13 protein-coding genes are annotated in these 14,956 nt (G+C 69.4%); all 13 read right to left on the bottom strand.

The window, feature by feature from the left end; translation table 11 throughout:
• Positions 1–21 precede the first annotated feature (21 nt).
• The 13 genes from atpB to AN215_RS24885 all read right to left on the bottom strand — a co-directional run bounded on the left by atpB (position 22) and on the right by AN215_RS24885 (position 14,945).
• Positions 22–828 carry a F0F1 ATP synthase subunit A gene (gene atpB, locus AN215_RS24945; protein ID WP_070010900.1) on the bottom strand — a complete coding sequence of 269 codons (807 nt, stop codon included), beginning with the start codon at positions 826–828 and terminating at the stop codon, positions 22–24.
• Between the two features lie 285 nt (positions 829–1,113).
• Positions 1,114–1,569 carry a Cg1360 family ATP-synthase-associated protein gene (locus AN215_RS24940; protein ID WP_070010901.1) on the bottom strand — a complete coding sequence of 152 codons (456 nt, stop codon included), beginning with the start codon at positions 1,567–1,569 and terminating at the stop codon, positions 1,114–1,116.
• Between the two features lie 227 nt (positions 1,570–1,796).
• Positions 1,797–3,260 carry a glycosyltransferase family 4 protein gene (locus tag AN215_RS24935; protein WP_079123392.1) on the bottom strand — a complete coding sequence of 488 codons (1,464 nt, stop codon included), beginning with the start codon at positions 3,258–3,260 and terminating at the stop codon, positions 1,797–1,799.
• Between the two features lie 89 nt (positions 3,261–3,349).
• Positions 3,350–4,069, bottom strand: a complete 720-nt coding sequence (locus AN215_RS24930; protein WP_079123391.1) for an arsenate reductase/protein-tyrosine-phosphatase family protein — start codon at positions 4,067–4,069, stop codon at positions 3,350–3,352.
• Positions 4,070–4,121: 52 nt separating this feature from the next.
• Positions 4,122–4,769 carry an L-threonylcarbamoyladenylate synthase gene (locus AN215_RS24925; protein ID WP_070010902.1) on the bottom strand — a complete coding sequence of 216 codons (648 nt, stop codon included), beginning with the start codon at positions 4,767–4,769 and terminating at the stop codon, positions 4,122–4,124.
• Positions 4,769–5,650 carry a peptide chain release factor N(5)-glutamine methyltransferase gene (gene prmC, locus AN215_RS24920; protein WP_070010903.1) on the bottom strand — a complete coding sequence of 294 codons (882 nt, stop codon included), beginning with the start codon at positions 5,648–5,650 and terminating at the stop codon, positions 4,769–4,771. Before prmC ends, AN215_RS24925 begins: the two co-directional genes overlap by 1 nt.
• Before the next feature lie 33 nt (positions 5,651–5,683).
• Positions 5,684–6,763 carry a peptide chain release factor 1 gene (gene prfA, locus AN215_RS24915; RefSeq protein WP_070010904.1) on the bottom strand — a complete coding sequence of 360 codons (1,080 nt, stop codon included), beginning with the start codon at positions 6,761–6,763 and terminating at the stop codon, positions 5,684–5,686.
• Between the two features lie 120 nt (positions 6,764–6,883).
• Positions 6,884–7,108: a 50S ribosomal protein L31 gene (gene rpmE, locus AN215_RS24910; RefSeq protein WP_070010905.1), complete on the bottom strand. Its 225-nt coding sequence runs from the start codon at positions 7,106–7,108 to the stop codon at positions 6,884–6,886.
• Positions 7,109–7,259: 151 nt separating this feature from the next.
• Complete coding sequence (locus AN215_RS24905) at positions 7,260–8,396, bottom strand: LCP family protein (protein WP_079123390.1); 1,137 nt, start codon at positions 8,394–8,396, stop codon at positions 7,260–7,262.
• Positions 8,397–8,775: 379 nt separating this feature from the next.
• A complete protein-coding gene (gene rho, locus AN215_RS24900) occupies positions 8,776–10,821 on the bottom strand; it encodes a transcription termination factor Rho (protein ID WP_070010906.1) in 2,046 nt (681 codons plus the stop codon).
• A gap of 442 nt (positions 10,822–11,263) precedes the next feature.
• Positions 11,264–12,211 (bottom strand): homoserine kinase, encoded by a 948-nt coding sequence (gene thrB / locus AN215_RS24895; RefSeq protein WP_070010907.1) that lies wholly within the window; start codon positions 12,209–12,211, stop codon positions 11,264–11,266.
• A 321-nt stretch (positions 12,212–12,532) separates the two neighbouring features.
• Positions 12,533–13,612 carry a threonine synthase gene (gene thrC / locus AN215_RS24890; RefSeq protein WP_070010908.1) on the bottom strand — a complete coding sequence of 360 codons (1,080 nt, stop codon included), beginning with the start codon at positions 13,610–13,612 and terminating at the stop codon, positions 12,533–12,535.
• A gap of 40 nt (positions 13,613–13,652) precedes the next feature.
• Positions 13,653–14,945 carry a homoserine dehydrogenase gene (locus AN215_RS24885; RefSeq protein WP_070010909.1) on the bottom strand — a complete coding sequence of 431 codons (1,293 nt, stop codon included), beginning with the start codon at positions 14,943–14,945 and terminating at the stop codon, positions 13,653–13,655.
• Positions 14,946–14,956: the final 11 nt, after the last annotated feature.

Here is a 14,956-nt window from a genome sequence, read left to right as displayed (position 1 = left end):
GAGATCGGTTGATCGGGCGGGTCAGTGGGCCTCTTCGAGCGCTCCGCTGATGTAGATCGCGGCGAGCAGCGTGAAGATATACGCCTGGAGGAACTGGATCAGAACCTCGAACGCCGTCATGCCGATCGCCAGGAGGAGGGATCCACCCGCGACGGCGGCCAGGAACGACGGGGTCACCAGATACCAGGCCGCGGCGCTGAACATCACGATCAGCATGTGGCCGGCGAACATGTTGGCCCACAGCCGTACCGCGAGGGTGAACGGCCGGGTGATCACGTTCTGGATGAACTCCAGGAGCACGATCAGCGGTACGAGGGGCTTGGGCAGACCCTCGATCCACACCAGGTTCTTGACGCCGCCCTTGAAGCCGTGGGTCTTGAACGTCAGGAACATGTACGTCACGAACACCAGCAGCGCGAGCGCCACCGGGAACGCGAAGCGTGACGTGGACGGGAAGTTCGCCAGCGGGATGATGGCCATGATGTTCATGAGCCATACGAAGAAGAAGATCGACATCAGGAAGGGGACGTACTGCTTCCCCTTCTTGCCGATCACATCGCCGGCGATGCTCTTCGCGATGAAGTTGTAGCCGATCTCGCCGACCAGTTGCAGCTTCCCCGGGACCAGCTTCGGCTTGCTGAAGGCGGACCAGAAGAACCCGACGACGATCACCATGCAGATGATCGCGAGCAGCATCGGCTTGGTGAACTCGACGCCGCCGACGGTGAAGATCGGCTTGAACTGGAACGAGTGGAGGCCCGGCGCGGGAAAGGCGCAGCCTGCGTTGATGTGGCAGTCAGTCTTAGCCAGCAGCGTTAGGGCGCTCACCCGTGACTCCTTCGTCGTGACGCATAAGTGACGGCAACCTTGTGTGTCAGCGCGGCTGGTGAGACCGCTTGTCGGCACGGGGGACAGAGTGTGGCGGTGCCACTGTGGTCAACTCGGAGCGTGCACCGAGGACCGGGCATCCTGGATCCACGCTGCGGCCACAGCTCCGGATCCGAGTACACCGCAGGCCGCCGGGGCACTGCGCTCCTCGAACGAGCGGGCCCCACACGGCCGGATGCGTTTCCGGACGATAGCAGATCCGGATCAAGCCCCTTCCGCCTCCCCTCACGTCTCATCCCGTGACTCCGGCTTCGCCGTGTGCGCGGGCTCCTTGGCCGGCGCAGACGGTACGGGATCGACGTAGAGCATCTTGCTCGTGAGGCTCTGACGGACCTGCCCGCCGACCCAGGCCAGGGCGGTGACGAGCAGGGTGAGGGCGAAGGCGCGGCTGTTGAACAGCGTGGTCCCGCTGAAGACGATGATGAAGACGCCGATGAGCAGCATCTGCACCGTGTAGACCAACATCCCGGCCATCATCGTCACTTGCGGCTTGTCCTGGGTGATGCGCATGAGCGCGGCGAACCCGAGTCCGAAGAAGACGGCTACGACCGCCACCGCCACGAGCGCGCCGATGAGGCCCTTCCCCCCGGCCGTCAGCGCACTGACAACGGTGGCGACGACTCCCACAGGGGCGGCGAAGACCGCGGCGCCCCGGAGGATCCGGGCATCGTTGGACTGCATGAGGGCAGCTCCGGCGAGGTCGGGGGCGGGTGATGCTCGCCTTGACGGGCCACAACTCACCACGAGCAGTGCGCCAGTCGAAGGCTGACCGCCGGTGACGACGCCCTCTCCCCGGATTCGGATGCGAGGGGTCGAAACCGCAGTTCCGGAGCGGTGTCCTCCGCTCCGGTCTCCGGCTCATCCGGCTTTCGTGAACGCTATCACAAACTATTTGATGAGGTCTTTACCTACTTGGTGTGCTCGCTGTCACACGCGGGCTCCGAACTCCGCGCGTCCCGCTGATCGTTGCGGCCGATCGCGGTGGCGCCGTTGAGGCCGGCGAATGCGGGCTGAGGTGCGGTGTTCGCCTTTTCCGTTTTCTCCGTTTCGGCCGCCCCGGCCGAATTCCCGTTGCCCGCGGCGAATTGAGTATTCTTCTCGAAATTGACCAAATACGGCGAATCGGACTGAGTGCTCGATACCGTGCCGTTCTCCTCCGCGCTCCCGTTCACGCTTGCGTCCGCGCCTCCGTCCGCCGTCTTCGCCTCGCGCCTGTAGCGCGGCGGTACGAACGCGTATGCCCAGCGCGGCACTTGCGGCGTGAACCGCGGCATCAGCAGCACCACGAGCCCGATCGCGCTCAGCAGCACGATCCCGAGCACGATGCCGAGGCTGGAGGACTGCACGGAGAACGCAACCGCACCGAACGCGATCAGCGCAGACCAGAAGTACATGATCAGCACCGCACGGCTGTGGGAGTGCCCGATCTCCAGCAGCCGGTGGTGCAGATGACCCTTGTCCGCCGCGAAGGGCGACTCCCCGCGCCACATCCTGCGGACGATCGCGAGCACCAGGTCGGCGACGGGGATGGCGATGATCGTCAGCGGCAGCAGCAGCGGCATGTAGACGGGCACCATCGTGTGCACAGCGGACCGTACGGAACCGGTGTGCTCGACCATGAGGTCGTGATCGACCTGCCCGGTGATCGAGACCGCGCCGGCGGCCAGTACGAGACCGATCAGCATCGATCCGGAATCGCCCATGAAGATCCGCGCCGGATGCATGTTGTGCGGCAGGAAGCCCAGGCACATGCCCATCAGGAGCACCGCGAAGAGCGTGGCGGGAGCGGCCGCCTCGACGCCGTAGCCGTACCAGATCCGGTACGCGTACATGAAGAACGCGGCGGCGGCGATGGCGACCATGCCGGAGGCCAGACCGTCCAGACCGTCCACGAAGTTGACGGCGTTGATGGTGATCACGACGAGCGCGACCGTCAGCAGCGGGCCCTGGGGCTCGCCCAGTGCCACATTCCCCACGCCCGGGACCGGCAGCCAGAGGATCGTCAGGCCCTGCAGCACCATGACGCCCGCGGCGATCATCTGGCCACCCAGCTTGACCAGGGCGTCGACGCCCCACTTGTCGTCGAGGACGCCCAGCAGCCAGATCAGCCCGGCTCCGGAGAGCAGCGCACGCGGCTCGTCGGACAGGACGAACAGCTCGCCGATGTTGGTGAGTTGGGAGGCGACCAGAAGACCCGCGCACAGACCGCCGAACATCGCGATGCCGCCGAGGCGGGGCGTCGGCTCACGGTGCACATCGCGCGCTCTGATCTGCGGCATCGCCTTCGCCGCGATGGCGAACTTCCGCACCGGCCCGGTCAGGAGATAGGTGACCGCCGCCGCGACACAGAGCGTCAGCAGATATTCACGCACGGGTTCCCCAGGGGTTTGGCTGTTCCTTGGCCCCACACGATAGGACACCTGCGCGGGGCCTGCGGTTTCACATTCGTCCGGCTCAATCGTCAGCGGCGGGCAGGAACGCCGGTGAGCGCCGTGACGACCGGGTCCAGAGCCTTGCTGATCTCGTCCCCCACCGAGCGGAAATACGGGATGGGGGCGCCGTAGGGATCATGGATCTCGTCCGCCTCGGGGCTGGGCGCCAGCAGCCAGCCCCGCAGGGCCGCCGCGGCCTGCACGAGGGCATGGGCACGCTCGACGACGCCGTCCGCGGAGCCCGCCTCGGGCAGTGTCGCGGCGTCTATGGCCCGTACGAGCCGTGTGAACTCCTTCAGCGTGAACGTACGCAGCCCCGCGGAATGCCCCATCGAGACGACCTGTGCGCGGTGGTCGCGGGTCGCGGTGAGCACGAGGTCGGCGCGGATGACGTGCTCGTCCAGCAGCTCACGGCCGCGGAAGCCCTCCGGGTCCGCGCCGTGTTCCAGCAGCACCTCGGCGGCATGGTCCTCCATCGGGGCGCCCTCGTGGCCCCAGGTCCCCGCGCTCTCCACGAGGATGCCGCCGCAGCGGCCGTCTCCGAGCCGCTCCCTCAGGGCATGCCGGGTCAGCCGCTCCGTCAGGGGCGAGCGGCAGACGTTGCCGGTGGAGACGTGGAGGATGCGGAATGCGCCGGCGGTGCCGTGGCCGGAGCCCGCACCGAAGCCGGGCCCCGGGCCCGGACCGGTGGCGCTTATGCCGCCGGGATCCGCGATGCCACGCCCGTGAGGGGTGTTCACTGCGGGCATCTCCTGCCGTTCCTGCCGCGGGACGTCAGGGGCCGCGCGGCCCCCGCCCCTGTCATGGCGCCACCTCCAGGTCGGGTACGACCTTGCGCAGCTCCTCGGCGCTCACCGCACCCGTACGCAGCAGAACCGGCGTCCTCTGCGTGACGTCGACGATCGAGGACGGCACCGAGTCGGGCGTCGGACCGCCGTCGAGGTAGACGGCGACGGAGTCGCCCAGCATCTCCTGCGCGGCGTCGCAGTCCTGCGGAGCGGGGTGCCCGGTGAGGTTGGCCGAGGAGACGGCCATCGGGCCGAACTCCTTGAGCAGTTCGATCGCGACGGGGTGCAGCGGCATCCGTACCGCCACGGTGCCGCGGGCGTCCCCCAAGTCCCATGTCAGCGACGGCTGATGCCTGGCGACGAGCGTCAACGCGCCGGGCCAGAAGGCGTCGACCAGCTCCCAGGCCGACTCCGAGAAGTCGGTGACGAGGCCGTGCAGCGTGTTCGGGGAGCCCACGAGCACCGGCGAAGGCATGTTCCTGCCACGCCCCTTGGCCTCCAGCAGATCGCCGACGGCGTCCGGGCTGAAGGCGTCGGCACCGATGCCGTACACCGTGTCCGTGGGCAGCACGACGAGCTCACCGCGGCGTACCGCCGAGGCGGCCTCGCGCAGGCCGGTCTTGCGGTCGGTCGCGTCGGTGCAGTCATAACGCCGTGCCATCACGGCACCTCCCTGCGTGCTGTGGCGAATCGGGGCCTGTTGTTGAGGTCGGGGTGGTCCGCCGCGTCGGCCCAGCCGCGGTCCTCGGTGAAGATCCAGGGGACCTGGCCGCCCTGGGTGTCGGCGTGCTCGATGACGACGAGCCCGCCGGGGCGCAGCAGCCGGTGTGCCGTGCGCTCCAGGCCGCGGATGGTGCTCAGCCCGTCCTCCCCGGAGAACAACGCCAACTGGGGGTCGTGGTCGCGGGCTTCGGGTGCCACATACTCCCATTCGGTGAGCGGGATGTACGGCGGGTTGGAGACCACCAGGTCGACCTGACCGTCGAGTTCGGGGAGCGCGGTGAGCGCGTCGCCGTGGTGCAGCGTGACGCGGCTGCCTTCCACGTTCTTCGCGGCCCAGCCGTACGCGCCCTCGTCCAGCTCCACGGCGTGCACCCGGGAGCGCGGCACCTCCTGCGCGAGGGCGAGCGCGATGGCTCCGGACCCGGTGCACAGGTCGACGATCAGGGGCTCGGCGACGTCCATCGCCCGTACCGCCTCTATCGCCCAGCCGGCCACGGACTCGGTCTCGGGGCGGGGGACGAACACCCCGGGCCCGACCTGCAGTTCGAGGTAGCGGAAGAACGCACGCCCGGTGATGTGCTGCAGGGGTTCACGGGCCTCGCGCCGGGAGACGGCCTCCCAGTAGCGGGCGTCGAAGTCGGTGTCCGGCACCATGTGCAGCTCGCCGCGCTTCACGCCGTGCACGTATGCGGCCAGCTCCTCCGCGTCGAACCGCGGCGAGGGCACCCCGGCGTCGGCGAGCCGCTGGGTCGCCTGTGCCACTTCGGCGATCAGCAGGCCGCGTGGGTTCGGGGGCCGCCCCCCGGACGAATGCAGCATCTTCTCGTTCCGTCCGCCCGTCCGTGCGCGCGCTTACTGGGCCGCGGCCAGCTTGGCCGCGGAGTCGGCGTCGACGCATGCCTGGATGACCGCGTCCAGATCGCCGTCGAGCACCTGGTCCAGGTTGTAGGCCTTGAAGCCGACCCGGTGGTCGGAGATCCGGTTCTCCGGGAAGTTGTACGTCCGTACCCGCTCCGACCGGTCCACCGTACGCACCTGGCTGCGGCGGGCGTCCGAGGCCTCCTGGTCGGCCTCCTCCTGGGCCGCGGCCAGCAGCCGGGCGCGCAGGATGCGCAGCGCCTGCTCCTTGTTCTGCAGCTGGCTCTTCTCGTTCTGGCAGGAGACGACGATGCCCGTCGGCTCGTGGGTGATGCGCACCGCGGAGTCCGTGGTGTTGACGGACTGGCCGCCGGGGCCGGAGGAGCGGTACACGTCGATACGCAGATCGTTCGCGTTGATCTCCACGTCCACGTCCTCGGCCTCGGGCAGTACGAGCACGCCGGCGGCCGAGGTGTGGATGCGGCCCTGCGACTCGGTCGCGGGCACGCGCTGCACGCGGTGCACTCCGCCCTCGTACTTCAGCCGGGCCCACACGCCCTGGCCGGGCTCGGTGGCACCGCCGCCGCCCTTGTTCTTCACGGCGACCTGTACGTCCTTGTAGCCGCCCAGGTCGGACTCGGTGGACTGGATCAGCTCCGTCTTCCAGCCGACGCGCTCGGCGTAGCGCAGATACATCCGCAGCAGGTCGCCGGCGAAGAGAGCCGACTCGTCGCCGCCCTCCCCCGCCTTGATCTCGAGGATGACGTCCTTGTCGTCGCTGGGGTCGCGCGGTACGAGCAGCAGGCGGAGCTTCTCGGTCAACTCCTCGCGCTGAGACTCCAGTTCCTTCACCTCGGCGGCGAAGTCCGGGTCGTCCGCGGCGAGTTCGCGCGCGGTGTCGATGTCGTCGCCGGCCTGCTTCCAGGAACGGTAGGTGGCGATCACCGGGGAGAGCTCCGCGTACCGCTTGTTGAGCTTGCGGGCGCGCGCCTGGTCGGCGTGGATCGCGGGATCGGCGAGCTGCTTCTCCAGCTCGGCGTGCTCGCCGATCAGTTCCTCGACCGCCTCGAACATCGTTTGTCCCTTTACGTGAAGAAGGCCCTTTGCCTGAGAAGGAAGTGCCAGGCAGCGCGAAAGAGCGCCGGCCCCTCACGTCCCGCGGGACGTGCCGAGGAGACCGGCGCTCGAGTGGTGCTACTTCTTGGCGGAACCGGCGCCCTTGCCGAAGCGGGCCTCGAACCGGGCCACGCGGCCACCGGTGTCGAGGATCTTCTGCTTGCCGGTGTAGAAGGGGTGGCACGCGGAGCAGATGTCGGCGCGGATCTGGCCGCCGCTCACGGTGCTGCGAGTCGTGAAGGAGTTACCGCAGGTGCAGCTCACCTGGGTCTCTACGTACTCGGGGTGGATGTCGCGCTTCAAGGGAATCTCCTATTTCCGGGAGGGCACCGGGTCGGAGGACGGGCTTGTCCACCGTGAACCGGGGCCGACGGTCCAGTCTGCCATCACTGGCCGTACCTCCCAAAACCGGGGGCGGGCGCCTGATATTCCCGCTGAGGGCCCCTGACGGCCGTCAGTCGACCACGCGGCCGATATCCGTACGCTCGCTCGCCGAGCCCTTCTCCGCGGACTTCGGTATGGCGGCGTCCCGCTTGATCGCGGACCACATCTTCGCCGCCTTGGACTCGATCGGCACGACGCGGTTGGGGTCCCCAGGGTCGTAGGTCACAGGCAGCGTGGACATCTTGATGTCGTCGGACTTGACGCCCTTGAGCATGCCGGCCAGGCCCGCCAGGTCGCTGACCGAGTCGAGCTCGGAGTCCGTGGTGACGGCGGAGGTGGCGCTGTCGGCGAGTTCGTAGAGCTTCTTCGGGCTGCTGAACACCCCGATGCTGTTGACCTGCTCCATCAGTGCCTTCACGAACGCCTGCTGGAGCTGGATGCGGCCCAGGTCGCTGCCGTCGCCGACCCCGTGGCGCGTACGTACGAGGCCGAGGGACTGCTCGCCGCTGAGCTTGTGCGGGCCGGGGGCCAGGTCGAGGTGGCTGTCCGGGTCCTTGATCGGCTTCCTGGTGGTGACCTCGACGCCCCCGAGGTCGTCGATCAGCTTCTTGAAGCCGGAGAAGTCGATCTCCGCGTAGTGGTCCATGCGTACACCGGACATCGACTCCACGGTCTTCACGGCGCAGGCCGGACCGCCCGTCTCGTACGCGGAGTTGAACATCGCGCGCTGCCGCGGCGCGGTGCCGCTGCCGTCGTCCTTGACGCAGCTGGGGCGCTCGATGACGGTGTCGCGCGGTATCGACACGACGCTCGCCTTGTCGTGCTCCTTGTTGACGTGCACGACCATCGCGGTGTCGGAGCGGGCGCCGGCCTGACCCTTGCCGTACTTGCCGTTCGTACCGGAGCGGCTGTCGGAGCCCAGGACGAGGATGTCCATCGAGCCGTCGGGGGTGTCGCCCGGCCTGTCCTCGCCGAGCTCGGCGTCGATGTCCACGCCGGAGATGTTGCCGTTGAGCTTGAAGTAGGCGAAGCCGAGGCCCGTGCCGCCGAGGACCACCGCGGCCGCGGCCGTCCAGGCGGCTGCCTTGAGGATCCGCCGCCGGCGCGTGTGGGGCCTGCGGCGGCGGCCGGTGGCGCGCAGGGCGTTGCGACTGCGGGGACGGACCGGGGCCGCCTCGTCCTGCCCGCCCGTGCTGTCGTCCGCCATCGTCGCCCACCTCTGTCCTGCCCTGCGGCTCCGCCGTCACTTCTCGTACGTACGGCGTGCGTACGGGAATGCCCCGCTGCCCGCGGATCTCCGCGGAGACGGGCGCATGCTCCGTAAGTCACGCCATCCGGAAGGGTTGCACACGGCGTGACGGTGATGCCCAGCCCGTGGAGAGTGGCACGGGTTTGGGACGACAGGGGCGTTTCGCGCTTCGACCTGGGCCGATGTACGTCCGCGAGAGGGCCGGGAGGGAGCAGGGCCGCGGCGGCGCCTGTGCGCAAGCTCTCAACTGTCATCACATGGAGTGAGGGCCGCCCCACCACATGTGGCGGGGCGGCCCTCACTGCCGGGCCTGCGGAGACCCGGTCCGTAATGCCCGTCAGTCGCTGCCGTTGCCCGGGGTCGGGGTGGTTTTCTGGATCTGGAGCAGGAATTCGGTGTTGGACTTGGTCTGCTTCATCTTGTCCAGGAGCAGTTCGATGGCCTGCTGCTGGTCCAGGGCGTGCAGGACCCGGCGGAGCTTCCAGATGATCTGGAGCTCGTCGCCCGCCATGAGGATCTCCTCCTTGCGGGTGCCGGAGGCGTCCACGTCGACCGCGGGGAAGATCCGCTTCTCCGACAGCTTCCGGTCCAGCTTCAGCTCCATGTTGCCGGTGCCCTTGAACTCCTCGAAGATCACCTCGTCCATCCGGGAGCCGGTCTCCACCAAAGCCGCGGCCAGGATCGTCAGCGAACCGCCGTCCTCGATGTTCCGCGCCGCACCGAAGAACTTCTTCGGCGGATACAGCGCCGTGGAATCCACACCGCCGGACAGGATCCGCCCCGAAGCGGGAGCCGAGAGGTTGTAGGCCCGCCCCAGCCGGGTGATGTTGTCCAGCAGCACCACCACGTCATGACCCAGCTCCACCAGACGCTTGGCCCGCTCGATCGCCAGCTCCGCGATCGTGGTGTGATCCTCCGCGGGACGGTCGAAGGTCGAGGAGATCACCTCACCCTTCACCGACCGCTGCATGTCGGTGACCTCTTCCGGCCGCTCATCGACCAGCACCACCATCAGATGGCACTCCGGATTGTTCACCGTGATCGAGTTCGCGATGCTCTGCAGCACCATCGTCTTGCCCGCCTTCGGCGGCGCCACGATCAGCCCCCGCTGCCCCTTCCCGATCGGCGAGACCAGATCGATGATCCGCGAGGTGAGCTGATTCGGCTCCGTCTCCAGCCGCAGCCGCTCCTGCGGATACAACGGCGTCAGCTTGTTGAACTCCGACCGCGACCGGCCGCCCTCCGGCGAGGTGCCGTTGACCGAATCCAGCCGCACCAGCGCATTGAACTTCTCCCGCCGCTCCCCCTCACGCGGCTGCCGCACCGCACCCGTGACGTGATCACCCTTGCGCAGACCGTTCTTCCGCACCTGCGCCAACGACACATACACATCATTCGGACCCGGCAGATACCCCGACGTCCGCACGAACGCATAGTTGTCCAGGATGTCCAAGATCCCCGCCACCGGAATCAGCACATCATCCTCAGCGATCTGCGGCTCGGCATCCTCACGACCACCACGCCGCCCACGCCGGTCCCGGTAACGACCCCGCCGGCCACGCCGGCCGCCGTCGAAGTCGTCGTCGTCACGGCCGTCACGGCCGTCCCGGCGGTTTCCGCCCTGGTTCTGGTTCTGGCCGCCCTGGTTCTGGCCGCCGCCGTCGCCGCCCTTGCCGCCGCGGCCGCGCTGGCGGTCACGCTTGGAGGGGCGGTCCTGCTGCTGGCGGCCGCCGCCGTCGCGGTCACCGCGCGATCCGTCGCCACGGCCGCCGCCGTCGCCCTTGTGCTGCTGGCCGCCGTCACCGCGGCCGTCGGCCTTCCCCTCGGCGGTGTCGGCGGAGGCTTCCGCCTTGCCGCCGCCCTCGCCGCGCTCGCGGCGGCCGCGGCGGTCGCCTTCGGCCTTCTCCTCGTTCGCGGGCTGGCCCGGAATGTCGATCTGGGCCGAGTCCTCCCGGCCGTCCCCGCCGGAGTCGCCCGTGCGCGCCCGGGACGTGGCGCGGCGCCTGGGCTTGGCGGACTGGTCGTTGCCCTCGACGGCGTCCCCGTCCTTGCCGCGCGCGGCAGGAGCGTCGGTGCCGGCGGACGAACCCCCGCCCGCCTGCCGCTCCTTGATGGTTTCGATCAGCTGGCTCTTGCGCATCCGCGCGGTGCCCTTGATACCGAGACCGGAGGCAACTTGCTGAAGCTCGGCGAGCACCATGCCCTCAAGCCCGGTGCCGGTGCGCCGGCGCTTGGGCGCAGCACCGGAGGCAGGCGCGGCAGCAGCGTCCGTGGCAGGCGCGTCGGCTTTCTCCGCAGCGGCGCCCCCGGAGGAGGTGCCGCCTGAGCCATCGGACTCAGGGGGAGCGGCGTTCACGCCCATCAGATCGGTGGTGTCGCTCACAAAGGGTCCTTCCCTGGAGCGGACGTCGGCCTGTCTGGCTCGGCGACCGGTCGTGCTGTCCGGCGATGGTCCTGTGCGCGCGGACCTGGCCGAAACGGTGGTTCCCGCCTGGATGTGCGGCGGGGAGATCAATTCATGGTTCGGCGTGCAAGGAGAATGTGCGTCCTGCATGCCTGCTCCGGAGCGTGCTCGGGACTGCACCGCGGAACGGCGCAGCGTGGGAGGCTCCTGGAGGAAGAGGCGATCCTGGGCCTCTGCCCTTGCGGATCACTCAAGCACTGCACTCTACGGGCCACCACAGAGTTTCACGTGTGGATCACGAGACTGCGAGCACTGACTTGAGGTTAACACTACCGGACCCAACAAACATTCCCCCTCTCCTGGATCATCGGCTTCTCCAAGGCATTCGCCGGCTCTGCCGGGCCGTACAGCGGCCACCGCGTCACTGAGATGCGCTCCGGTCCGCACCGTCCGCCTTCAGGGGCAGGACGCTGGCTCCGGCGGTGTCGAGGCTCAGCCTGTTCGCCGTCCACTGCTCGCCGGCGAGCTGAGCCACCTTGTCGCCGGCGCCGTGGCCCTCGGGCAGCGCGAGCACCGTCGGGCCCGCACCCGAGACAACAGCTGGGACGCCGTCCGCCCGCAACCGGTTCACCAATTCCACGCTTTCCTTCATCGCCGGGGCGCGGTACTCCTGATGGAGCCGGTCCTCCGTCGCGGGCAGCAGCAGCTCGGGACGCCTGGTGAGCGCCTCCACGAGCAGCGCGGCACGGCCCGTGTTGAACGCCGCGTCCACGTGCGGGACATGACGGGGCAACAGCCCCCGGGCCGTCTCCGTCGGCAACGGCCTCGCGGGTACGAAGACCACAGGCACGACGGATTCCGCGGGCTCCATCCTGATCGCCCGGGCGGCTCCCGCGTCCATCCAGGCCAGCGTGAAGCCACCCATGAGACAGGCCGCGACGTTGTCCGGATGGCCCTCGATCTCGCTGGCCAGCTCCAGCATCGCCGCGTCGTGGAGCCTGGCCTCGCCGCCGGTCGTGACGGCACGCGCGGCCACGATCCCGGCGCAGATGGCGGCGGAGGACGAGCCGAGGCCGCGTCCGTGCGGGATCCGGTTGGCGCAGACGACCTCCAGGCCGCGCGGCTGACCGCCGAGCAGGTCGAACGCCGTACGCAGAGAGCGCACGAGCAGGTGGTCCTCGTCCCGCGACAGGGTCTCGGCACCTTCTCCCGCGATGTCGACATGCAGACCGGAGTCGGCGACCCGGACGACCACGTCGTCGTAGAGACCGAGCGCGAGGCCCAGGGCGTCGTAGCCCGGGCCGAGGTTGGCGCTGGTGGCGGGAACGCGCACGCGGACAGCCGCGGCGCGGAACGCGGGACCGGCCATCTCCCGATGACTCTCCTTGGATTGTTGACGCGATTTCCCATGGACCGCGGCGAGGGGCGCCGGAAGGGTCACGGACCCTGTGCGTCCCGGGCCCGGCGGACCGGGTGGGGCCTCCCTGACAGGACGAGGGGATGCCCCGGAGTACGTACGGGGAGTGGGATGAACACAAGCCTATCGAAGGAAGGTTCAGTGGCGACACAGGGCGCACGGGAGGCGCACGATACGTGTCGCAAGCGGTTCCGCGCTCCCTTGCCACCTGTCCCCGTGCCGGCGGCCGCGCCGGCCAGAGGATGCCTTCCCGCTCCCGGCGCGGGCGAACCGTCAGGCCAGGCCCAGACGTTCCGCCGCGGCGTCCGCGTCGATCGGCACCGTCACGGGCCGTGGAGCGCCCGCGACCGCCCAGTCAGGGTCCTTGAGGCCGTTGCCGGTGACCGTGCAGACCACCCGCTGGCCCGGCTCCAGCCTGCCCTGTTCGGCCGCCTGGAGCAGCCCCGCGACGGAAGCGGAGGAGGCCGGTTCGACGAAGACCCCCTCGCGCGACGACAAGAGCTTGTAGGCGCGCAGGATCTGACGGTCCGTCACTGAGTCGATGAAGCCGCCCGACTCGTCCCGGGCGCGCTCCGCGAGCTGCCACGACGCCGGGTTGCCGATCCGGATGGCGGTGGCGATCGTGCTCGGGTCCTTCACCGGCTCACCGCGCACGATGGGCGCGGCGCCGGACGCCTGGTAGCCCCACATGCGCGGCGCACGCGTCGCGGGACCGCCGGTCAGATACTCGCTGTATCCGCGCCAGTACGCGGTGATGTTCCCCGCGTTGCCGACCGGCAGGACGTGCACGTCGGGGGCGTCCCCGAGCATGTCGACGATCTCGAAGGCGGCCGTCTTCTGGCCTTCGATACGGTCGGGGTTGACCGAATTGACAAGCGCCACCGGGTACTTCTCCGACAGGCCGCGGGCGAGGGTGAGGCAGTCGTCGAAATTGCCCTCCACCTGGAGGATCTGGGCGCCGTGCACCAGCGCCTGACCCATCTTCCCCAGCGCGATCTTCCCCTGCGGCACCAGGACGGCACAGACCATGCCCGCACGTACCGCGTAGGCGGCCGCGGAGGCCGAAGTGTTGCCCGTGGAGGCGCAGATGACGGCCTGCGCGCCCTCCTCCCTGGCCCGCGTGATCGCCATCGTCATGCCGCGGTCCTTGAAGGAACCGGTCGGGTTGGCGCCCTCGACCTTCAAGTGGACGTCGCAGCCTGTGAGTTCGGAGAGCAGCTGCGCCGGTACGAGCGGCGTGCCGCCCTCGCGCAGTGTGACGGGAGCCGTCCGCGGACCGACGGGCAGCCGGTCGCGGTACTCCTCGATGACGCCGCGCCACTGGCGGGAGGTGGCGGGTGCTGCGGTTTCCATGGTGGTCACTGTCCTCGATTCCCCTGTATCCGGGTCCCGTTCATTCGCCCTCGACCCGCATGATGCTGGCGACGCCGCGCACGGTGTCGAGGCCGCGCAGGGCCTCGACGGTCGCGCTCAGCGACGCGTCGGGCGCGCTGTGCGTGACGACCACGAGCCAGGCGTCGCCGTCCTTGCCCTGCTGGCGCACGGTGTCGATCGACACGCCGTGCTCCGCGAAAGTGGTGGCGACCTGCGCGAGGACGCCGGGTTTGTCGGCGACGTCGAGGCTGATGTGGTAGCGCGTGACGACGTCGCCCATCGGCGAGACCGGCAGCTGCGCGTACGCCGATTCGCCGGGCCCCTTCGACCCGTTGAGCTTGTTCCGGCAGGCGGCCACCAGGTCGCCCAGCACGGCTGAGGCCGTGGGCGCGCCGCCGGCGCCCGGCCCGTAGAACATCAACTGGCCCGCGGCGTCAGACTCCACGAACACCGCGTTGTAGGCCTCGCGGACGCCCGCGAGCGGATGGCTCAGCGGGATCATCGCGGGATGCACGCGTGCGGTGACCGAGCGGCCGTCGGCCGCCCGTTCGCAGATGGCGAGCAGCTTGACCGTGCAGCCCATGCGCTTCGCCGAGGCGATGTCGGCGGCGGTGATCTCGGTGAGGCCCTCGCGGTGCACGTCGTCGAGACGGACCCGGGTGTGGAAGGCGATGCCGGCGAGGATGGCGGCCTTGGCGGCGGCGTCGAAGCCCTCGACGTCGGCGGTGGGGTCGGCCTCCGCGTAACCGAGAGCGGTGGCCTCGTCCAGGGCCTCGCCGTATCCGGCGCCGGTGGAGTCCATCCGGTCGAGGATGAAGTTCGTGGTGCCGTTGACGATGCCGAGGACGCGGTTGACCTTGTCGCCGGCCAGGGACTCGCGCAGCGGCCGTACCAGCGGGATCGCCGCGGCCACCGCCGCCTCGTAGTAGAGGTCGTTGCCACCCTTCTCCGCGGCCTCGTGGAGGGAGGGGCTGTCCTCGGCGAGCAGGGCCTTGTTCGCCGTCACGACGCTCGCCCCGTGCTCGAAGGCGGAGGTGATGAGCTTGCGGGCCGGTTCGACGCCGCCGATGACCTCGATGACGACGTCGATGTCCTCACGCCGGGCGAGTGCCGCGGCGTCCGTGGTCACCAGCGCCGGGTCGACGCCCTCGCGTACGCGGTCGGGGCGGCGCACCGCGACGCCGGCGAGCTCCACGGGGGCGCCGATGCGGGCGGCGAGATCATCGGCGTGCGTCGTCATGATGCGTGCCACCTCTGAGCCGACGACCCCACAGCCCAGCAGCGCCACCTTCAGCGGACGCGTACGCATCATCCGACCTCGCC

This window comes from Streptomyces abyssalis (genome assembly GCF_001751365.1).
In the GTDB taxonomy this organism is placed as follows: domain Bacteria; phylum Actinomycetota; class Actinomycetes; order Streptomycetales; family Streptomycetaceae; genus Streptomyces; species Streptomyces abyssalis.
The sequence above is the reverse complement of the archived record's forward strand: the minus strand, read 5'-3'. Positions and strand labels throughout refer to the sequence as shown.